The sequence below is a fragment of the Gordonibacter sp. genome (assembly GCF_036667095.1).
In the GTDB taxonomy this organism is placed as follows: domain Bacteria; phylum Actinomycetota; class Coriobacteriia; order Coriobacteriales; family Eggerthellaceae; genus Gordonibacter.
On record NZ_JAVWUP010000003.1, the window covers coordinates 1 to 21,381 of the forward strand.

Here is a 21,381-nt window from a genome sequence, read left to right on the forward strand (position 1 = left end):
TCCTCATGGATATCGATGCCCACTCCGTGCCCGAGGCTGTGGCCCATCTTGCCGCCGAAGCCCGCTTCGGCAAGCACCTGCTCAGCCAGCGCATGCATGGCCGCGCCGGTCACGCCCGGCTTGAGCGCAGCCTGCACCCGCTCGTTGGCACAGCGAATGGCTTCGTAGGCGGCGCGCATCCGCGCATCGGGCGCGCCCAAGAACACCGTGCGCGTCATATCCGAGCAATAACCCTGCGCCCGCGCCCCGAAGTCCAGCACCACGCACTGGCCCGCCTCGAGCGGCGTATCACCTGGAATCGCATGCGGACTGGCACCGTTCGCACCCGTCGCCACAATGGAGGGAAAGGCGAGCCCGTCAGCCCCATGGCGGCGCATGAAGTCCTCCAACTCGATCTGCACCGCGCGCTCCGTCATGCCCGCACGCATGAAACCGACAAGGTGGGCGAACGCAGCATCGGTGATCGCCTGCGCGGCCTTTAGGCGTGCGACCTCAGTCGCGTCCTTCACAGCACGCAGCGAGCGCACGAAACCGGAAGTCTCCCGCACCTGCAGGGACGAAGCCGCCTGCGCACGGGCGGCTTCGAGCGCGCGGTACTCACCGAGCATCAGGGTATCCTCGATACCGAGCGCAACCGTACGACCCTCGGCCAGGAAGCGAACGGCAAAGGCGGAATGCGTCTGCCGCTTATCGTCGACGGCGATAGAAGTACCCTCTGCCGCCTGCCGTGCTGCCTCCGTATAACGGGAATCGGTATGCAGCACGACGTCGCGAGAATCTACCAGCAAGGCATGGGCGTCTTCGTCGTCGAACACGTCGTCGAACGCCGTCAGCCACCGAATACTCGACAAGTCCCGCACAAAGAACGCATCAAGGTGCTCGGCAGCACAGGCCGCACGCAAACGCTCAAGTCGCTCCCTCGCACACCCCGCAGCCATCAGAACCCGCCCACCTGAGCCAAGAGGACATCCACGGCTTCCCCGTAGCCTGCTTTTCCCTTGCCTTTGATCTGAGCGATACATACAGGAGCTATCACCGACACCCGGCGGAAATCCTCGCGCGTGGAAATATCGGAGAGGTGCACTTCCACCGTCGGCACGTCGATGGACGACACCGCGTCACGCAAGGCATAGGAGTAATGCGTGTGTGCACCGGGGTTGTAAATAATGCCATCATAGATGCCGCGCGCCTCATGCAGCCTGTCGATAAGCGCGCCCTCGTGGTTGCTCTGAAAGCAATCGACCAGCACATCGCGCTCGGCCGCGTACGCCGTCGTCTCGCGCTCGATATCCGCCAGCGTCACCGTGCCGTACACCTCCGGTTCGCGCACGCCCAGCAAATTAAGGTTCGGACCGTTCATCAGCAAAAACTTTTTCATTATGCGCCCTTCGAGCGTTGCCATGCTTCCAGGTGTTCGAGAATCGCAGCATCGTCTACGTCAGCAAGCTCCCATGAGCCCACGTCGCGCGGCAGCACGAAGCGCACCTTTCCCTGGCGAACCTTCTTGTCGCGTTTCATGAAGGCCAGCATATCCTCAGGCGCGGCCGACCAATCCAAAGAGCGAAGCCCCAAAGCATCCAGCAAATCGTCCTGAGCGGCCACGAAATCGGCGGAGGCACCGGTCAACTGCGCTGACAGGCGCGCCGCAAAGCGCATGCCTTCGGCCACCGCAACACCGTGGGAGAACATGCCGTACCCCGCCAGCGCCTCAATAGCATGCCCCAGCGTATGGCCGTAGTTCAGGCATTCGCGCACACCACGGCTCTCGGTCTTGTCCTGAGCCACGACATCGGCCTTAAACACCACCGAACGCGCAACTGCCTCGGCCACGGTCTCCTCGTCGCGCGATGCAAGCGCGGCGGCGGCCTCGACCAGCCAGAAAAAGAACTCATCGGAATCGATTACGGCCGACTTGGCGATTTCCGCACAGCCGCAGACCCATTCCCGCTCAGACAGCGTAGCAAGCGTCGTCGTATCGGCGCAGACAAAGGACGGCTGCTTGAACGTGCCCACCAGGTTCTTGCCCGCAGCAAGGTTCACGCCCGTCTTGCCGCCCACCGACGAGTCCACCATGGAAAGCAAGGTCGTCGGCACCTGCACCAGGCTGACGCCGCGCAGGTACGTGGAGGCCGCAAACCCAGCCAGATCGCCTACGACACCGCCGCCCAAGGCCACGACCACGCAGTCGCGCCCCAAGGACAGCTGCGCCATAGCCTCCCACAGCTCACCCGCCACCGCAAGGGACTTCGCCTCCTCCCCCGCCGGCACGACTATGTCGCGCACCCGGAAGCCCGAGGCAGCAAGCGAGGCCTTGGCCTGGTCGCGATAAAGCGGCGCTACGTTGGAATCGGTAACGATCAGCACCCCTTCGCCTTGGCTGAGAGTCTCGACCGAACGCATACGGGCGCCCAGCCCCTCCAGCGCATTCGCAGCGATACGCACGTCGTAGGCTTCCTCGCCAGGAATATTGACGATTACTTTCGTTGCCACAGGATTCCCTCCCTCTCCAGCACGCCGCGCACTTCGCGGGCGATGGCCGCGACACCTTTGCCTGCCGTATCCACTATGGCATCGGCCACTTCCTCGTACAGCGGTAGGCGCTCCTCGATGGTGGCACGAGCCGTATCGAGGTCGAGGAACAGCGGACGCGTGGATACGTCTCTGATACGCGAAGCTGCCTCATCCGCGGTCACCTGCAGATACACGACGAATCCTTCTTCTTTCAGCACGGCACGGTTCTCGGGGCACAGCACCACGCCGCCGCCGCAGGACACAAGCAGCGGCTCTTTTGCCGCAAGTACGCGCAGCACGTCGGTCTCTATCGCACGAAAGCCATCCTCGCCCACCTCGGCGAACAGCTCCTTCACGTGCATGCCTTCGCGGCGCTCCAAGTACGTGTCTATATCGACCGAGGCGATGCCGCAAGTGCGCGCCAACTTGCGCGCTGTCGAGGTCTTTCCGGCACCCATGAACCCGACAAAGAACACCGGGCGGCCCAATTCGCACCCAACACGCGGAGGGTGCGAGGCCGCAAGGCGCACGCTTGTTTCATCCATGGGTGTCACCGCGACATCGTCCGCAGGCGTTGCCGGTAGTTCTTCACCGCAGCCTTAATGTCTCCCATGTTGTCATGTCCGAACTTCTCCAGATAGGCATCGGCCAGCACCATGGCAACCTCGGCTTCTGCCACCACGGCGCAGGCAGGCACGGCACACACGTCGCTGCGCTCGCGCGATGCCTCCTCCACCTCGAGCGTGTCCAAATTCACCGTAGGAAGCGGCGTCATGAGCGTGGGGATGGGCTTCATGGCCACCGTCACGATTAGCGGCATGCCCGTAGTCATGCCACCTTCGAGGCCGCCTGCATTGTTGCTGGCGCGGGTGAAACCGGTCTTGCGATCCAGCACGATAGGGTCGTGGACCAGCGAGCCGACCCGCTGTGCGGCTTGGAACCCCAGGCCGAATTCGACGCCTTTGATAGCAGGAATGGAGAACAACGCTGCGCCCAGGCGCGACGTCAGCCGCTCGTCAGCCGTGGCATAGCCGCCCACACCCGGCAAAAGCCCCGTAGCCACAACCCTGAACGTGCCGCCCAGGCTCTCCCCCGCTTCGCGGGCACGGTCGATTTCGACCTTCATGGCCTCGGTGGCAGCTTCGTCCGGACAGCGCAGATCGGAAAGCTCGATGTCCAGGGGCTTGTAATCGGGCGCCGTCAGCATCGGGTCGTCCTCCTCGAGGGTGGTCGATCCGATAGAAGCGACATAGGAGAACACCTCCACGCCCAAGTCGGCAAGGAGCTCTCGGGCAATGCCAGCCGCGGCGACGCGCGCCGCAGTCTCACGTGCGCTTGCGCGCTCGAGGATGTTGCGGCAGTCGTTGGTGTCTGTCTTGAGCGAACCGACCAAGTCGGCATGACCGGGACGCGGAGCAACCTCGCGCACCAGGTCGTTGGGCAGGTCGCCAAAAACGGCCATGCGATCGGTCCAGTTCTGCCAGTCGCGGTTCGCCACCACGAGTGCGATCGGCGAGCCCATCGTGCGCCCGAAGCGCACGCCCGACGTGATGGACACCTTATCCGTCTCGATGCGCTGGCGGCCACCGCGCCCGTAGCCTGCCTGACGACGCGCCAAGTCGCTGTTGATCTGGTCTTCGGAAATCTTCAGGCCGGCCGGCACCCCGTCTACAATGGCCGTCAGCGCCGGCCCATGGCTCTCGCCTGCTGTCATGTAGCGCATAATGGTTCGCTTTCCCGCAGTCGTTGTTTGAGCCTATTGTACCCTACCAGCTGGGTCGGAAAAGCGGGGCGGGACCGGGCGAACCAGATCGTCACGGATCGTCACGGATAAGGGAGGCTAAGCTACCTCAAACCCCGCCGCTTCAGCCATGAGGGAGAACAGGTCGATACCCTCGAGGTCGACGTCAGCGCCTGCGATGTCGATCACCGCCTGAACGCTTGACACTGCCTGGGCCACCAGCATGCCCGCACCGTCGTGCACCATGCAGCCCGCCGTGCGAGCGCCCACCACCAGAGCGGTCTCGCCATGGCCATACACCGCGTCGAACACGCACTGCCCCTCGTGCAACAGCCCCACGTCGAAGGGCGCGGGATCGTCTGGCTTCATGCCAAGGGTCGTGGCGTTCACTACCAGGTCGGCGGAGCCGATGGCCTGCGTCGACGTAGCGTAGCTGCCGAACTTGAACGCCGTCTGGTCGTAGGCCGTGCGGAAACTGCGATGGTGTTCCTGCGCTGCCGGAAGGTCGACGGCGGCATGGGCCAGTTGGTCGAACGCTTCCACATAGGTCTCCAGCACCTGCCGCGAACGTTCTTTGTCGCGCCCCACCAGCACTACCTCGCGCGCGCCGGCGATGGCGCAGGCGTGGCAGATAGCCAGTGATGTCGGGCCCGTGCCGCACACGACAACGGAGGCGTCGTCAAACGAGAAGCCCGTCCGTTCCAGAAACGCCACGCAGCCTTGACCGTCGGTATTGTACGCTATGAGCGCATCGCCATGCTTGACCAGCAAGTTCGCTCCTTGTGCAAGCTTTGCCGATGCGGCGCGGTGCGTGGCTGCGCGCAGAGCCTCGGGCTTGTAAGGCGTCGTAATGTTGACCGACAGAAAATCGCGTGCTGCAAGAAACGCGCGCGCCTCTTCTGCCGTAGCCAGATCGGCGGGTTCGTAGTGCCAAGGCAATCCCAACCGTTCGTACACGGCGTTGTACATAACGGGAGACTTGGAGTGGGCAATAGGATGGCCGAGTAAGTACAGCTTTTCTGTCATAAGAAGCGCCCCTCTTCTTGTGTTTGTACCGATTCGCCAACATTTTCGGGCTGGCGCTCGCCCATAACCAGGCGCTCGAAGTTGCGCAGCAGCAAGGTGTGGCGAAGGTCCTGTTCGACCAGCGGAGCCAGCAGATAGGCCTTCATCCCGAGGAAATGCGCACCCATCACATCGGTAACCAGCTGGTCGCCGACAACCACCGTGTTCGCACGCACGGCGCCGATCTTCCTCATGGCCGCCAGGAACGCCGGGGGCAGCGGCTTCACGGCCTTCGCGACGATAGGCAGCGACAGGCGGTTTGCCAACTGGTAGACACCTTCGTGCCAGTTGTTGGACACGAGGCAAAACGAGAGGCCCGCATCGCGCGCCTTCGCCAGCCAAAATCCCACATCACGCGGTACTTCATGCGTGTCGCGCGTCAGGATAGTGTTGTCCACGTCCAGCAGCACGTGGCGATAGCCGAGCGCCAGCAGATCGCGGTCGATGTCGACATGCGACAACCGCGAGAAATAGCGATCCGGTTCAAGGAACGACATGGCAACCCCTCTGGCTCTCCGTCAAGGCGCGCAACGCGCCTTACGAGAACGTCTTCTGGTGCTGTTCGTAGGTCTCCGAGAAGAAGTAGTTCGCATCCTTATCGAAGAAGAAGAAGAAATACTTGCCCAGCGCCTCCTGGTCGGGAGCGCATACTGCCTGCAAGCAATCCAAGCCCGGCGAGCAGATAGGCGTAGGAGGCAAACCCGGGTTCGCGTAGGTGCTGTACGGCGTTTGCGCATGCACCTCTTCGGCACTGGGATCATGCCCCACTTCGTAGGCAGTGGTCGCATCGCTTTGCAGGAAACCGTTGCTCGGCTCGCCCTGCGTGGCCAAGCGGTTGTAGAACACTGCAGCCACCTTGGCGCGTACCGGCTCGTCGCCGCTGGATTCCCTCTCCACGATGGAGGCCAGCTTCACCGCGTCGTAAATGCTCAGGCCCTGGCTTTCGGGATACGACCAGCCCAGCGTCGCGATCTCCTTCTGGAACTGGGCTAGCATCGTCTTTACCAGCGATTCGGCCGTCGTGCCGTCGCCTACGGAATACGTCTTGGGGAACAGGAAGCCTTCGAGTGAGTTCGTCCCCGCACTGGCAAGGAAGGGGAACTCGGCCGCGTAGACGCTGGCATCGGAGGCAGCGGCAGTAAACGCCTCGGCCGTCACCTTGCCGTTCGTCGCCTGCGCCACCAGCTCAGCCGTCTTGGCCAGGGTGACCCCCTCAGGGACGGTGAGCCCACCCGCCGATACGGGGCCCGCGATGATCTGGGCTATCAGGTCGTCGACCGACGTTCCGCCTACGAAGAGGTAGGCACCGGACTTGAGCTTGGCATCCGCGCCCAGCTCACTTACGCGCTTCGTGAAATCCGTTGCGCTGGGCACCAGGCGCGCCTCTTGCAACTGCTTGCCGATCGCCTGCGCGCCAGAGCCTTCCGCCACCGTGAGGGAGGCCTTCTCGCCCGAGGCAAGCAGCTCTGCCGACGAGCCGCCCATAAGGCCGCCGAACAACGCAGTAGCGCCCCAGACCAAGCCGCCGACAACCACCAGAGCCAAAACGATGGCGAAAATGATAGGACCCTTGCTCTGCTTCGGGCGGATGTAGCTGGTATCGTAGGTGCGGAACTCGCGCTCACCACGTGCATGGGCCGACCGGGCCGCATGATTCGGGCGCTGCGAGTAGGTGAATTGCTTGCGTGGAGGCATACTGGTCCTTTGCGTTCTCTTAATCCCCGCGGCGGGCATCCAGCCACGCCTGCAAGAACAGACTTGCGGCTATCATATCGATTTTGCCCCGCATAGCCTTCTCCGCCATGCCCTTTTCACGCAAACTCCGTTTGGCCTCCTGCGAACTGAGGCGCTCGTCGGCGAACTCGTGGAGAATGCCGCAAGTACTCGTAATCTGGGCCGCAGCCGTGCGTATGCGCGCAGCCTGCGGCCCCTCTGTTCCAGCAAGCGTATAGGGAAGCCCACAGAGCAAAAGCTCAGGCTCCCAATCTTCGAGCAGACGCTGAAACGGCTTGGCACACGCCAGCACCTCAGCCGTCGGCAGCACCACCACCGGCGAGGCTACACGCTCGCCCGGATCGCTGACCGCAACCCCTACTCGCGCCTCTCCAATATCCAACGCCATGATGCGCATGTGAACCTTCCGCCTGCGTTTAGCCAGCAACCTTACAGCAGCATCTCCCGCGCAGCTTCCAAGGCCGCTTCGATGCCCGAGGCATCCTTGCCGCCAGCCTGGGCCATCTCGGCCTTGCCGCCGCCGCCGCCCTTGATGCACGATCCGATAGCCTTGATAACCGCACCGGCGTTGAAGCCGGCCTCCACCGCTTCCGGCGTACCGGCAGCCAACAGGATAGGGGCATCGTCCTTACGGGCAGCCAGCACCACGGCACCCAATTCAGGGGTGCGGGCACGCAGTACATCCCACGCATTGCGCAAGCCGCCGGCATCGGCCTCGCCCACATTCGCAATGATGATAGCGTAGCCTTCCTTGGCTGCAACAGCCAAGGAAGCCACCTCGGCAATACGGTCCTCGGCACCTACCTGCTTGTTGCGCTTCAACTTCGTCTGCATTTCCTTCAAAGACTTCAAGTTCAAAGCCGTGCGCTCGCTCACGTCGAACAACGGCACGCGCAGCTCCTCGGCCGTCTCCTTCAGCTCGGATTCCACGCGGTTCATATAGGCAAGCGCGTCGAAGCTGGTAACTGCCTCGACACGGCGCAGATTGGCACCCACGCTGGATTCGCTGGTGATCTTCACGAAGCCGATCTCGCTCGTGGCAGACACATGGGTGCCGCCGCACAATTCCTGCGAGAAGCCCTCGAGGTCCAGCACGCGCACAAACTCGCCGTACTTCTCGCCGAACAGCGCCATAACGCCTGCCTCGCGCGCCGATGCCAACGACGTCTCGTAAGCGCGCGCGGCGTGGTTCTCCATGATCTTCTCATTGGCAAGACGCTCCACCTCGGCGACCTGCTCGGGCGTGGTGGCCTCGAAGTGTGTGAAGTCGAAGCGCAGGCGATTCTCGCTCACGAAGCTGCCGGCCTGCTTCACATGGTCCCCCAGCACTTGGCGCAATGCCCAATGCAGGATGTGCGTGGCCGTGTGGTTGCGGCAAATGCGCGCGCGGCGCGGTGCATCGATGACCGCATGCAGCTCGTCGCCAACCGCGATGCGGCCGTTCTCGACGGTAACGTCATGCGCGATCAGGCCTTTTTCAGGTTCCTGGGTGTTCGTGACGCGGGCCGTTGCCTCAGCGTTCGTGAACACGCCGATGTCGCCCACCTGACCGCCCTTCTCGGCGTAGAACGGCGTGACATCCACGACCAGCTCGCCTGATTCGCCCGCAACGAGCGCCTCGACGCGCTTACCGCACCTAGCAAGGCCCACTACCCGCACCTCGGCCTCGTTCTTCGTGTACCCGACGAACTCGGTTGCGCCCGTCTCTTCCAGGATGTCGTTCATGATGCCGCCGTAGGTAGACCACGCCTTGTCAGCATCTTTGGAAGCAGCCCGAGCACGGGCCTTCTGCTGGTCCATGCAGCGGGTGAAGCCGTCAACATCGACCTCGATGCCGCGCTCCTCGCACATCTCGCGGGTCACCTCTACCGGGAAGCCGTAGGTATCGTGCAGCGTGAACGCCTGCTCACCGGGAAGCGTCGTACCTTCGAGACCGGACAGGGCCTCGTCCAAGAATGCGCGGCCCTGGCGCAGGGTAGCACCGAAACGCTCCTCCTCGGACAGGATCACGCGACCTGCCAGCTCGCGGTTGTCGATGATCTCGGGATACACCTGCCCCATGAGGCGCACGATCTCGTCGACGTACTCGTTCAGGAAAGGCTTGTCCAACCCCAGCAAATGCCCCTTCATCACGGCGCGGCGCAGCAGGCGGCGCAGCACGTAACCGCGGCCCTCGTTCGAGGGCAGGATGCCATCGGCAATCATGAAGGCCACCGAGCGGCTGTGGTCGGCCATGATGCGCAGGGAAAGGTCGGACTCGGGCGCTGCGCCGTACACGACGCCACACAAACGCTCGCCCACGGCCACAAGGCTGCGCAGCACGTCGGTCTCGTAATTCGTCTGCACGCCCTGCATGATGGCGGCCATGCGCTCAAGGCCCATGCCCGTATCGATGTTCTTCTTGGGAAGCGGAGCAAGCGTTCCGTCCTCCTGGCCGTCGTACTGGGTAAACACCAGGTTCCAATACTCAAGGAAGCGATCGCAGTCGCATCCCGGCGCGCAATCAGGGCTGCCGCAGCCGTACTGCTCGCCCTGGTCGAAGTATATCTCCGAGCAGGGACCACAGGGGCCAGTCGGTCCGGCCCGCCAGAAGTTGTCCTCTTCCCCCAAACGTGAGATATGGTCGTCGGGCACACCGAGCTTCTTCCATATCTCGATAGTCTCGTCGTCGTCCAAGTACACGGTGAAGTAGAGGCGCTCGGCCGGCAGGCCCAGTACCTCGGTGGAGAGCTCGTAGGCCCAGGCACACATCTCTTCTTTAAAGTAGTCGCCGAAGCTGAAATTGCCCAGCATCTCGAAGAAGCTCAGATGGCGGCCCGTCGTGCCGATGATGTCGATATCGTTGGTGCGCACGCATTTCTGCACGGTCGTCGTGCCAACGTAGGGGGCCTCCAGATGCTTCTGCTGCAGGAAGTACGGCTTGAACTGCACCATGCCGGCGCTGGTAAGCAGCAAGGACGGATCGTCCGGAATAAGCGAGGACGAGGGCATGCGCTTGCAGCCTTTCGACTCGAAAAAGCTCAGGTACTTCTCGCGGATGTCGGCAGTGCTCAGGTACTCCATGTCGTTGTTCTTCCTGTTCGAATTCCTTGGCATCGGCGTGCGCGCCGATGCCGTCGTATACCCAAAACCGCGCGGCCGCCGCAAAGGGCGCCCCGCGCGGACTTACTCCTCTGATGCAGCGATCAGCTTTCCTTGCCGTCGTCGCTTTCACCCTCGCCGTCACGGTCTTTGCGACGGCGCGCGCGCTTCGCCATCCTAGCCTTCCGCTGCTCGCTGCGCTCGGCCGCAGCCGTGACGTTGGGATGCGGAGACGTGGCATCGGCTATGGGGTCGAGCTCCAGGGTCTCGCCGGGAGTTCCCTTGAAGAACACGCCGTCGGTTGCCACGAGCCGGCGTCCGGTGCGCTTCTCGAAGTAGTACACGAAAACCGACTTCGCCACCGCTACAGCGGGAATGGAGGCCAGCATACCCACCAGCGATCCGGTAAGACCGCTCATGGCACCGCCGAGAGCGGAGCCAGCCATAAGGGCAAGCAGCGTGAGCGCCGGGTGCACGTCCACCGAATCCGCCATGATCTTCGGCGATATGAACGTGTAGACGATCTGCTGAATGGCAATGGTGCCCAGCAAGGCGACGATGGCGATCCAAGGGCTTACGAACACGCCGATGATGGCGGCAAGCGCGCCGCCCAACCACGGGCCGATGATGGGAACAATGTTCAACAGGCCGGAGATGCCACCGAGCGCCGCCCCATTCGGCAGGCCGATGGCAGTAAATAGCACGGCGCACGCCACACCGATGATGGCGCACTGCAAAAGCGTGCCCTTGATGTAGCCACCCATCACGCGCGTAAACGTCACATGGAGCATCTCTAGATCGCCCTGGCGCCGCGGGCTTACCAGGCGACGGGTCTCACGACCGAGCGCCGGCAGCTCCATAAGCACCCAAAAGGCCACCACCAGAGCAAAGCCGACAGCCATGAACATACTGGCAATGGTGCCGCCAACGGACACGACACCCGCAGCGCCCTCGCGGGCGAACGACGAAGCCCAGCTGCCCACCGAGGCGAGAGCCTCCTCCATCCACTTCCGGACCGTCTCGTTCGACAAGATGTCGGCATACTGCGCGTAGAGCTGGTTGCCCCAATCCGTCAGCTGCTGCACGTAGCCAGGAACGCTTTGGATAAGGCTGGTGAACTGGCCGCCCACGCCAAATGCCGGCGAGAACATAAGCAAGGCCACCAACGCCAGCACGCCGAACATGAGCACGTAGGAAATCGCCGTAGCCACCGCGCGGCTCAAACCCAGCTTCTCCAATTTGCTTACAGGACCACGCAGGCAGAATACGATGATAGTTGACCACACGACGATGCCCACCGGCACCGACAGAATGCCCATCAGGTAGACGAGCACCCCGGTGAGCAGGATGCCGCCGACAATGGTCCATACCGACAGGAAACGACGGCGCGCCTTGAGCGCCTTGACCTGTTCCCGCTCGACTTGATCGCGGTCGTCCACATGCGCTCCTTGCTGTTATTCGGTCTTGCCTGGCTGAACCGGAGCGTCGCCTGCCTTAGCAGAAGTGCCCGCAACGCCGCTACGATCGCCTTCATAGGTGAAATAGCCCGGCTCCGCATCGGTATCGGCAGAAACAGCGGAAGTCACCGCGTCGGTCATGCTCTCAGCAGCCTGGGAGGTCTTTTCAGCAGCGGCCTGCTTGGCAGCCGTGCGCTCCTCGCGCTCGACGCGCTGTTCCGCCATGAAGGCCCGCTGGTCGGCCACCGCCGCCTCGGCAACTTGGGCCGAGCCCCTCACCACGTTCTTGATGGTATCGGCAGCCTTCATCTGCCCCAGGGCCACGGACTCGTCGCTCGCACGCTGCGATTTGAACAGGTTGCGCACGCGCGTTGTCACGTTATTGACCATCTCCATAGGAGCGCTGGTCACCGTGTCCACTACGTCGACGGCAGAAGAGACCGAATCGGTTATCTCGTTCACGTCCTCAAGGATCTGGTCGATGCGCATAATCTCCAAGTTGGCCGCATCAACCGTGAGAGACACGCGTTCGACCAAAGGATCGACTTTCGCCGCAACGGGCTCGAGCGAGGCGGAGATACGCCCGACGGAGTCCACCGTGGGCTCGAGGGACGCCGTAATGCGCTCGACAGAGCCCAGCGTGGGCTCAATTTGCTTCTGGATCTCGCTGACCGTCTTGCGTGTTTTGCGCACGGTCATGACCAGTTCGATGACCAGCCAAACGAGGGCCGCGCCGACAAGTATGAATACGATCGGCAACGCTATGTTGACAACTTCGCTGAAATCCATGATGACCTCCTGAGCTAACACAAGTTTTCACTATACCACGTCCACCTCGGATTCTATACAGGCCAGATCACGTTTTCACCCTGCTTCCATAGGCGGTACTGATCGGTTACTTTGAGTGCGGCGTGGGGTTTTCAGCGTCGGATTCCGAAGGGCCCTCGCGTCTTTCGGGGCCTTTGCTGCCGCGTCCGTCATCATGCGGAAGATCGCCCGGCTTCCGCGTCGTCCGAGCACGCGGCGGCGCCTCAAAACGATCGCGCGCCGTTGCGTCAGAGCGGTAGGCCTCCCAGCCTCGATCTCCCGGCTGGTAGAACGCGCCACGCGCAAGGCCGTCGGGCAGGTACTGCTGCTGAACCCAGCCACCCGGGTAGCTGTGAGGATACAGGTAGGAGCCATAGTTCTCGGAGCCGGGACGGTGCCGGTCTCGCAGGTGATCGGGCACCTTGCGCGCCGGACCGCGCCGCACCTCGGACAGTGCCTCGAAGATGCCGCATGTGGCATTCGACTTGGGGGCCAACGCCATGTACACGGCAGCCTGCGCTAAGTTCAACTGGCACTCAGGGTATCCGATGACCTCTGCCGATTTGAAAGCGGCCTCGGCGATAAGCAGTGCCTGGGGGTCGGCATTGCCAATGTCTTCCGAAGCCAAGATAAAGATGCGGCGCGCGATGAACTTCGGATCTTCGCCCCCATCGATCATACGGGCAAGCCAGTACAGCGCAGCATCGGGATCGCTACCCCGCATCGACTTGATAAACGCGGAGATCACATCGTAGTGCATATCCTTGTTCTTATCATAGGGAAGCGCACGATGCGGCGTTGCGGCACGTATGGCGCCCTCGTCTATCTTGGCGGGTTTCGCAGGCGTGCCGGGGGCCATCATACCAGCAGCCAACTCGAGCGTCGTGAGCGCTGTGCGGCCATCGCCTCCCGCCAGAAGCACGATGGCATCGCGCGCCTTCGCGTCGAGACGGTACCGCCCGTTCAGCCCCCGCTCGTCGGTTACGGCACGACCGACCAACTCCGCAATATCGTCATCGGACAGCGCATGCAGCTCCACGATACGAGAGCGGCTGATCAAAGCGGAGTTCACTTCGAAAAACGGGTTTTCCGTCGTAGCTCCCACCAGCACCAAAACACGATCCTCCACCGCATGCAGCAGCGCGTCCTGCTGGCTGCGGTTGAACCGGTGTATCTCATCGATGAACAGAATAGTGCGCAATCCACTCATCGAAAGACGCTTATCGGCCGCATCCATCTCGCGGCGCAAGTCGGCCACCGAGCCGCCGATAGCCGACACTTCCACAAACGTGGCCTTCGTCGTCTCTGCAACGACGTGCGCAAGCGACGTCTTGCCCGTGCCTGCCGGCCCGAACAGGATGACCGAGCTCAGATGATCCTGCTCGATAGCGTTGCGAAGCCAGCTTCCCGGCCCTACCGCCTCACCCTGCCCCACCAGTTCGTCAAGCGAACGCGGACGCATACGCACCGCCAACGGCGCGACTTTCGACTTGCGTTCGTTCTCTATCTCAGTAAATAACGTATCCATGTCCGCCATAGTATCATACGAACGTCTGTTTGCCTAGAGCATTCGTTTGTCCGCTGTTTGTAAAAACCGGGGAACAGCAGCATGTCAAGTCTTTATTTTGCCCAAAGCAAACGTATACTTTAAAGCAGGTCCTGCCCTCGAAGCCACACTTTGCGATGGACCGATGCTGATACATGAGGGAGCTCAAGATAGCGTGTGGAATGGAGATTCGCATCTGTTGATGCGAAAGCCAGGAAGCAAGCTGCGAGCACCCACCTTTTAAGGTGGGTTCATCCTCCTGGCCGGGGGCCGGGCTTCAGAAGAACCGCAGATAAACTGCGGTTTTCTTTTGCCCTAGATTACCTAGGATATCCATGCCGCACTATACAGCCGGCAACCTCAGCACAAACGTGGTGCCAACGCCCTCGGCAGTTTCCACGTCGATGGTTCCATGATGATACAAGACCGCGTGCTTGACGATGGCCAGGCCAAGACCGGTCCCTCCCGTCTCCTTCGAGCGGCTTTTGTCCACCCGGAAGAAGCGCTCGAACACCTTGTCCCGCAGCTCCTCGGGAATGCCCGGGCCGGTGTCGCTGACGCGCACGACCACTGAGCGGCGCGCCTCGATCGCCTCGCCCTCCTCGCCGGAAGCACCCTCTGGCACCGAGAACGGAGGGGAGGCTGCGGCCGCACCGCCCTCTTCCACCTCGAAGCGCACGACGACGCTCCCACCCTCATGGTTATAGCGGATACCGTTCTCCACCAGGTTATAGATCATTTCCTCGGCAAGCGTCTCCGTGCCGGCAATAGAGGCAGGCGATCCTTCGACCCGCACCTCGATACCCTGGTCGGCAGCAAAGCTTCCCAGACGTCCCGCCACACGCTCGGCCACGGCATGCAGGTCGATGCGCCTCGACTCATCGCCGAATGCCGATTCGTCCAAGCGGGACAAGGTAAGCACGTCGTTGATAAGCGACCGCATGGCCTGGGCCTCTTCGTAGATAAGGCCGGCGAACTTCTGGCGGTCGGCCGGTTGCACCATATCGTTCTTCATAAGCTCCGCATAGCCGGATATCACTTGCAAGGGCGTCTTCATCTCGTGGCTGACGTTGCTGGAGAAGTCGCGGCGCATGTTCTCGGCAGCAGCAAGCTCGCGGTTCTGCTGCAAGAGGCGACGCTGCTGCTCGTCGATGCGAATGAGCAGGGGGTCCATCTCCTCGTATATCTCGTTCTCCAGCGGATCGGCGAAGTTGAGCGCGTCGATGGGCTTCATAATGCGGCGCGTGAGCGTGCGCGACAGCACGAACACGAGGATGCCCGACACTATCAGCGCCACGACTACCGGCATGGCCATGCTACCCAAGAACGCCAGCAGCGAATGACGCGATTCGGACAAGCGAACGATACTTCCGTCGTCCAGCTTCACCGCAGCGTATACCGTATCGGTGCCCAACGTGTCGGAGTGCCGCATGATAGCCGCCTTGCCGGCAGCGTCGGCTTCGCGCACCTCGGGCCGATCGGCGTGGTTCTCCATGGTAGCGGGATCGACGGCGCTGTCGTAGAGCACCGCCCCGTCGTCTGCAATAAGCGTGTAGCGCACCACTCCCGTGAACTGCTCTTCCAAGGCGGGAATATTCGCCGCCGTGGGAGATGCGTTCAGGTAATCGGCAGCATCCTGCGCACTCGAAGCCAGCTCGGCTTCGGCATCGCGCTCGTAGGACAGGTAGTAGATGGTGGTCAGAGCCGTGGCGAACACGAGGATGATGCCTAGCGTGAACACCAGCATGCTCGAGAACAGCTTGCCAGCCAGGCTGCGCACGGTGAAATGGGTCGGGCTCATGGGCGTTTGATGCAGTAGCCCACGCCACGCACCGTCTGGATGCAGGCATCGGCCCCCTCGCCTGCTGCGGAGAGCTTCTGGCGCAGGGTCTGCACATGCACGTCCACCGTGCGCGTCTCGCCCACGTAGGTCATGCCCCACACCGCCTCGAGCAGCTGGCTGCGCGAGAGCACGTGGCCCTCGTTCTGCATGAGCGTGCGCAGCAGGTCGAACTCCTTCAACGTAAGGGTGACCGGCTCACCGTCGACCGTGACGATATGGGACGAAACGGCAAGCTCGACCGGGCCGCAAGCGAACTCGTCGTCTGCCGCAACGGCCGGTGCAGCTGCACGGCGCAGAAGCGCGTTCACGCGCGAAACCAGCTCCATCATGCCGAAAGGCTTGGCCAGATAGTCGTCGGCGCCGGCATCCAGGCCGCTGACCGTGTCGAACTCCGTGCCCTTGGCCGTCAGCATCATCACCGGCAGATGCCTGGTCGCGGAATCCGCCCGCAGCACATGCAGGATTTCCAGCCCGTCAATCTCGGGCATCATGATATCGAGCAGCACCAACTCGGGCAGACGCTGCTTGCAGGCAGAGAAGAACTCCCCCGCCGCCGCGAACCCGCAGGCCTCGAAGCCTGCCTGGCATAGCGCGTAAACGGTGAGATCGCGGATATTAGTATCGTCTTCAACGTAGTAAATCACGGGGTGTTCCTTATCGACCGAGGCTGACTCGCCACTTGAACCCATTTTACCCGAATCTACCCGCCACATAATCGGCGGTACGGGGATCTTGCGGACTTGTGAAGATGTCGTCAGTCTCGCCGGATTCCACCATCTCACCCAACAGGAAAAACGCCGTCTTGTCGGACACGCGCAGCGCTTGCAGCATATTGTGCGTGACCATGATGATGGTGTAGCGCTCCTTCAGCTGTGCCACCAGCTCCTCGATCTTTGCCGTGGAGATGGGGTCGAGTGCGCTGGTGGCCTCGTCCATGAGCAGTACTTCGGGGCGCACGGCCAGTGCACGGGCGATGCACAGGCGCTGCTGCTGGCCGCCGGAAAGGCCCAGCGCGTTCTTCTTCAGGCGATCCTTCAACTCGTCCCAGATAGCCGCGTCGCGCAGGCTCTGCTCCACGATGGCATCCAAGTCCTCGCGCTTCTTGATGCCGTGCGTGCGCGGGCCGAACGCCACGTTGTCGTACACGCTCATGGGGAACGGGTTGGGCTGCTGGAACACCATGCCCACACGACGGCGAAGCGCGTTCACCTCGACATCGCGGCGGATGTCTTGGCCATCAAGCGTGATGGAGCCCTCGATACGGCACCCTTCCACGAGGTCGTTCATGCGGTTCAGGCTTTTCAGCAACGTGGACTTGCCGCATCCTGACGGGCCGATGAGCGCGGTTACCTGATTCTCGGGGAACTCGAGGTCGATGTTTTTCAGCGCCTTGAAGTCCTTGTAGTACAGATCCAGGTCGGCAACGCCCATTTTAGACACGGCGGGAACAAGCCCCGCACTGCGATGGGCGCGCACGCTCACGTTAGGCTGGTAGCTAGGCCGCTCCAGCGTGGAGGAGGACCCCGTCATCATGAAGGGAGTCGCCGTTGCCGCAGGAGCCATCGCTACCGCAGCCGCCATCCCTGCCGCAGGAGCTATCGCTACCGCAGCGGCTCCGCTGCTCGCCGAAGCCACCCGTACCGATGCGGCGCACGCCTCAGTACGCTTCTTACCCCACAATGCGTTAATCATGTTGCCTTCCTTTGCTCATCTTACGGGCGGCGAACGTGGCCAGCATGTTCAGCAGCACCACCATCGCCAGCAGCACCACCGCCGTCGCATACGTCTCGTTCACGTGCAAACCTTCGCTGGCCAGCACGTACATGTGCACTGCAAGCGTTCGGGTGGAGTCGAATACCGCGCCCAAGCCCTCGGCGAAGTTCGGAATCTGGGCGATGGAGCCCGCCGTGAAGATAAGGGCCGCCACCTCGCCCACCACACGGCCGAGGCCCAGGATGATGCCACCCAAGATGCCGGGAATGGCCGTAGGCAACACGCAGCGGAATACGGTGCGCAAACGTCCCGCGCCCAGGCCGAAGCCGCCTTCGCGGTAAGCATCCGGCACGGCGATGAGCGCCTCTTCGCTCGTGCGCATGACTACCGGCAGGATCATGATGGCCAAGGTGCAGGCGCCCGCCAGAAGCGACAGGTTCCAGCGCAACGCCGTCACGAAGAACAACATGCCGAACAGGCCGTAGATAATAGAGGGGATGCCCTGCAGCGTCTCGGTGGTGGTGCGCACCAACTGCACGAACTTGCTGCCGCGTGGCGCGTATTCCACCAGATAGATTGCCGAGCTCACACCGAGTGGTACCGCCATGAGCAGCGACAAGCCGGCCATGAGCAGCGTATTGACAAGTGCTGGCATGAGCGACACGTTCTCAGACGTGTACTCCCAGGCGAACAGGCTGGGCGTGAGGTACGGCACGCCTTTCACCAAAATGTAGCCCACGATGAACACGAGTACGGCCGTAGTGATGAGCGCGCCCAGGTACACCAACGTGCGCAGCAGGGCCGACACCACGCGGCGGGAACGCGCACTGCGCGCCTCGGCCACGGCGTACATTTCGGCGAAGCGGTCGCTGCATTCTGCCTGTGCGCCGGTCATTTCACCTCACCCCGCTTCTTGATAAGGTTGAACAGCATGGTGATAAGCAGGATGAACACGAACAGCACCACGCCGGTGGCCACGAGCGCCCCGCGGTGCAGATCGGCCGCATAGCCCATTTCCAGCACGATGTTGGCCGTCATGGTGCGCACGCCGCTGAAGATGCTCTCGGGGATGACCGGCTGGTTGCCAGCCACCATGATCACTGCCATGGTCTCGCCGATAGCGCGCCCTACGCCCAGCACGACACCGGCCATGATACCGGAGGTCGCCGCGGGCACGAGCACCTTGAACACCGCGCGCTCATGGTCGGCGCCCAGCGCGAGCGCCCCTTCGTAGTACTTCTTCGGCACCGCGTCGAGCGCGCTTTGCGCCACGGTGATGATGGTAGGCAGAATCATGATGCCCAAGAGGATGGCCGCTGCCAGCAGCGACAACCCGTTGCCGGGTGCATTCACGCGAATGAACGGCACGATCATGACCAAGCCGAAGAAGCCGTATACCACCGACGGGATTCCCGCCAAAAGCTCCACGCCCGGCTTGAGGAAACGCGCCACGCGACCGCTGGCGAACCGAGAAAGATAGATGGCGCACAAAAGTCCTACGGGCACGCCCAGCACGATGGCGCCTGCGGTGACGTAGATGCTGCCCACGATCATGGGGAAGATGCCGTACAGGTCGTTGCCTGGCTTCCAGGTGGTGCCGAACAGGAAGTCCGGCAGGCCTATCTGGGCAATGGCCGGCAGGCCGTTTGCGAAGAGGAAGACGCAGATAAGCGCCACCGCGAGGATCGATATCCCCGCGGAGGCGATAAAGAACACCCGCGCAACGCCTTCCTTGATATGAAACTTCGTCATGGAAATTCTCTGCTGTCCGGGAGGCCTCGCTTACGCGAGGGCGTCTTCCCACGTGGTGGTAGCACCGGTGTAGATGGCCTTCACCTGGTCGCTGGTGATGTCGCCGATCGTAGCACCCTTGCCGACGATAACCGCGATGCCATCCTGCGCGATAACGGTGGGCTTCACGCCGGCAGCCGTCTCGGAGTCCTTGAGCTCACGGGAGGCCATGCCGATGTCGCAGGTGCCCTCCGTAGCCATATTCACGCCGGTGGTGGAGTCGGACTGCTGCACCTCGATGTTCACGCCGCTGTTCAAAGCCTCGTAGGCCTCGGCCAGCTTCTCCATGACCGGGCTCACCGAAGAGGAGCCCGCAACCACGACCTTGCCGCTCTTGCCGGAGGCGGTGTAGGCCTTAGCGCCGTCTTCAACCGCGATGTAACCGCTGTCCTCGACGACCTTCTGGCCCTCGGCGCTCATGATGAAGGCAATGAAGTCCTGGGCCGTATCGGACAGGCCGTCCTTGGTCACGATATTGAAGGGGCGGGAAATCTTGTACTCGCCGCTCTTCACGTTGGCAGCGGTCGGCTCGGTGCCATCCACCCGGAGGGCCGCCACCGTGTCGTTCAGAGAGCCCAGCGAGATGTAGCCGATGCCGTTCGGATCGCCCGCCACCGACGTCATCATAACCGACGTCGAGTTTGTGATGGAGGCGGCCGTAGTGGTCATGTCCACCTTCTTGTCGCCCTGCTTCTCCTCGATACCGAACAGCTCGATGAATGCGCCACGCGTGCCGGAGCCATCCTCACGCGAGTAGACCGACACCTCGCCAGAGGGAGACGAGGACGAGCTGCCGTCGCTCGATCCCGAGCCGGCATTGCCGCCGCCCGCGCAACCTGCAAGGGCGAACAGGCCCAGTGCCATCACAGCCCCCATTGCAACCAGTGCCAAACGCTTCTTCATGTTCTTCCTTTCATTGGCGTCCCGAGAACGCGAATTTCTTGGTTTCGCACGCACTGCGCGAATGCTTGTCGCGCGGTGCGAAGAACATGATGGGCAATCACCATCAAAAGCCGGTAGGAGATAGGTTAAGTTTTGGTAAAGCCTGGTATACGCCTTTTCCGCGGAAAGGCAGCCGCACAAAAGCAAGGCAGCCGACAGCGCTGCAACTCAAAACGAGGCAGAGAGGCCCGGTCGCAAACGCTAGGCAAGGCAAGATTGCCTCTTCTCGCAGTTTTATCCGCACGACGAGGGAGGGCACGCTACAATAGAAGCGAAGAGACTATTGGGGGACGGCAAAGAAGGGGGCACGACTCAATGAAGCTATCCGCGCGCAATACGCTGAAAGGCACCATCACGGCTATCCATCCGGGAGCAGTGAACGCCATCGTAATCATGGAGCTCGAAGGTGGGCAGCTTATCACGTCGACGATTTCCATGGGGTCGCTCAAAGAACTACAGCTCGAAGTAGGGAAAGAGGCGTATGCCATCGTCAAAGCATCGTCGGTCATCATCGGTGTCGACGAGTAGCTGAACGCGCACCGTGCTCGAAAAAATCCGAGCACGCGAATCAACGTGAAACGGCCCTCCAGTCACCTCTGGAGGGCCGTTTCACATTCCGGGGTTTTCGCACCGCCGAAGCGGCTGATACTCACGCTGCTAACAAGCTGGCAAGCTCTTCTTTGCCCTTAAAGGGCGAGGCCTGCTGCGTCTTAACATCCACAACTTCGCCTTCCCATTTATCGGCATCGTCTTTGTCAAACTTTTCGGTGCGCACGATTCGATCGAACGTCACCTCGTCGCGCTCGGGAAGGTCGGTACGATCGAAGGAGTACTTCAGCTCCGAGAGCGTACCTTCAAGCGCATCGGTTACCGTCATGCCCTCCTCGAGCGCAGCCAGATCAACCAAGCCGGCCTCGCTATTGAACAGTTTACCCGGTGCGAGGTACGTAGTACGCACGCGCTGCTGGCGCTTTTTCTCCACGAAGCGAATGCCGAACACCAAGCCCAGCACCACCGCCCACCACACAATCGCAATGACCAAGTCCAGCGGGTCGTCAACGAAGTTGAACCCGAGGTAGTACCACAGCCACAAAAAGAAGCCTGCGCCTAGGGCCAGAACAGCCGCGATAATCCAGTTGCTCTTCTTCAT

General features: G+C 62.0%; 21 protein-coding genes. 1 reads left to right on the forward strand and 20 read right to left on the reverse strand.

The genetic code is table 11. The annotated features are described in order from the left end of the window. From RR842_RS00595 to RR842_RS00685, 19 genes are all read right to left on the reverse strand, one after another. Positions 1–938, reverse strand: a 938-nt coding sequence (locus RR842_RS00595; protein WP_332728800.1) for a Xaa-Pro peptidase family protein, incomplete at its 3' end; no start/stop codon positions are given. After that, positions 938–1,378 carry a type II 3-dehydroquinate dehydratase gene (gene aroQ, locus RR842_RS00600; protein ID WP_332511890.1) on the reverse strand — a complete coding sequence of 147 codons (441 nt, stop codon included), beginning with the start codon at positions 1,376–1,378 and terminating at the stop codon, positions 938–940. The genes RR842_RS00595 and aroQ, both read right to left, overlap by 1 nt. After that, entirely contained in the window at positions 1,378–2,490 is a 1,113-nt protein-coding gene (aroB, locus tag RR842_RS00605; RefSeq protein WP_332574208.1) for a 3-dehydroquinate synthase, read from the reverse strand. Before aroB ends, aroQ begins: the two co-directional genes overlap by 1 nt. Beyond that, complete coding sequence (locus RR842_RS00610; RefSeq protein ID WP_332511894.1) at positions 2,475–3,056, reverse strand: shikimate kinase; 582 nt, start codon at positions 3,054–3,056, stop codon at positions 2,475–2,477. Before RR842_RS00610 ends, aroB begins: the two co-directional genes overlap by 16 nt. Positions 3,057–3,061: 5 nt before the next feature. Then, positions 3,062–4,234 (reverse strand): chorismate synthase, encoded by a 1,173-nt coding sequence (aroC, locus tag RR842_RS00615; RefSeq protein WP_332511896.1) that lies wholly within the window; start codon positions 4,232–4,234, stop codon positions 3,062–3,064. Between the two features lie 117 nt (positions 4,235–4,351). Continuing rightward, complete coding sequence (locus RR842_RS00620; protein WP_332728801.1) at positions 4,352–5,278, reverse strand: shikimate dehydrogenase; 927 nt, start codon at positions 5,276–5,278, stop codon at positions 4,352–4,354. Beyond that, positions 5,275–5,814, reverse strand: a complete 540-nt coding sequence (locus RR842_RS00625; protein ID WP_332553698.1) for a YqeG family HAD IIIA-type phosphatase — start codon at positions 5,812–5,814, stop codon at positions 5,275–5,277. The genes RR842_RS00620 and RR842_RS00625 overlap by 4 nt, the downstream gene beginning before the upstream one ends. Positions 5,815–5,854: 40 nt before the next feature. Beyond that, positions 5,855–7,012, reverse strand: coding sequence for an endolytic transglycosylase MltG (mltG, locus tag RR842_RS00630; protein WP_332511900.1), 1,158 nt, complete (start codon positions 7,010–7,012; stop codon positions 5,855–5,857). 19 nt (positions 7,013–7,031) lie between these two features. Then, the gene (gene ruvX, locus RR842_RS00635) at positions 7,032–7,448 is read right to left on the reverse strand and encodes a Holliday junction resolvase RuvX (protein ID WP_332511901.1); all 417 of its coding nucleotides are present in this window, start codon (positions 7,446–7,448) and stop codon (positions 7,032–7,034) included. A 32-nt stretch (positions 7,449–7,480) separates the two neighbouring features. Next, entirely contained in the window at positions 7,481–10,114 is a 2,634-nt protein-coding gene (gene alaS, locus RR842_RS00640) for an alanine--tRNA ligase (RefSeq protein ID WP_332728802.1), read from the reverse strand. Positions 10,115–10,236: 122 nt separating this feature from the next. Continuing rightward, positions 10,237–11,571 (reverse strand): AI-2E family transporter, encoded by a 1,335-nt coding sequence (locus RR842_RS00645; protein ID WP_332728803.1) that lies wholly within the window; start codon positions 11,569–11,571, stop codon positions 10,237–10,239. Positions 11,572–11,586: 15 nt separating this feature from the next. Continuing rightward, on the reverse strand, positions 11,587–12,378 hold the full coding sequence (locus RR842_RS00650) for a DUF948 domain-containing protein (RefSeq protein ID WP_332522190.1): 792 nt from the start codon (positions 12,376–12,378) through the stop codon (positions 11,587–11,589). Between the two features lie 106 nt (positions 12,379–12,484). Then, positions 12,485–13,924 carry an AAA family ATPase gene (locus RR842_RS00655; protein WP_332511909.1) on the reverse strand — a complete coding sequence of 480 codons (1,440 nt, stop codon included), beginning with the start codon at positions 13,922–13,924 and terminating at the stop codon, positions 12,485–12,487. Positions 13,925–14,285: 361 nt separating this feature from the next. Continuing rightward, entirely contained in the window at positions 14,286–15,743 is a 1,458-nt protein-coding gene (locus tag RR842_RS00660; protein ID WP_332522188.1) for an ATP-binding protein, read from the reverse strand. Continuing rightward, positions 15,740–16,429, reverse strand: a complete 690-nt coding sequence (locus tag RR842_RS00665) for a response regulator transcription factor (RefSeq protein WP_332511912.1) — start codon at positions 16,427–16,429, stop codon at positions 15,740–15,742. The genes RR842_RS00660 and RR842_RS00665 overlap by 4 nt, the downstream gene beginning before the upstream one ends. 46 nt (positions 16,430–16,475) lie before the next feature. Next, positions 16,476–17,216 carry a phosphate ABC transporter ATP-binding protein PstB gene (gene pstB / locus RR842_RS00670; protein ID WP_332511923.1) on the reverse strand — a complete coding sequence of 247 codons (741 nt, stop codon included), beginning with the start codon at positions 17,214–17,216 and terminating at the stop codon, positions 16,476–16,478. A gap of 253 nt (positions 17,217–17,469) precedes the next feature. Next, positions 17,470–18,393 (reverse strand): phosphate ABC transporter permease PstA, encoded by a 924-nt coding sequence (pstA, locus tag RR842_RS00675; RefSeq protein WP_332711214.1) that lies wholly within the window; start codon positions 18,391–18,393, stop codon positions 17,470–17,472. Beyond that, positions 18,390–19,250, reverse strand: a complete 861-nt coding sequence (pstC, locus tag RR842_RS00680) for a phosphate ABC transporter permease subunit PstC (RefSeq protein ID WP_332511915.1) — start codon at positions 19,248–19,250, stop codon at positions 18,390–18,392. The genes pstA and pstC overlap by 4 nt, the downstream gene beginning before the upstream one ends. A 30-nt stretch (positions 19,251–19,280) precedes the next feature. Next, positions 19,281–20,192 (reverse strand): substrate-binding domain-containing protein, encoded by a 912-nt coding sequence (locus RR842_RS00685; protein ID WP_332511917.1) that lies wholly within the window; start codon positions 20,190–20,192, stop codon positions 19,281–19,283. Positions 20,193–20,546: 354 nt separating this feature from the next. On the opposite strand from RR842_RS00685, the gene RR842_RS00690 reads away from it, so the two are divergent. After that, positions 20,547–20,759, forward strand: a complete 213-nt coding sequence (locus RR842_RS00690) for a molybdopterin-binding protein (RefSeq protein WP_332511919.1) — start codon at positions 20,547–20,549, stop codon at positions 20,757–20,759. Positions 20,760–20,880: 121 nt separating this feature from the next. Here RR842_RS00690 and RR842_RS00695 read toward each other — a convergent pair whose 3' ends face one another. Continuing rightward, entirely contained in the window at positions 20,881–21,381 is a 501-nt protein-coding gene (locus RR842_RS00695; protein WP_332511921.1) for a hypothetical protein, read from the reverse strand.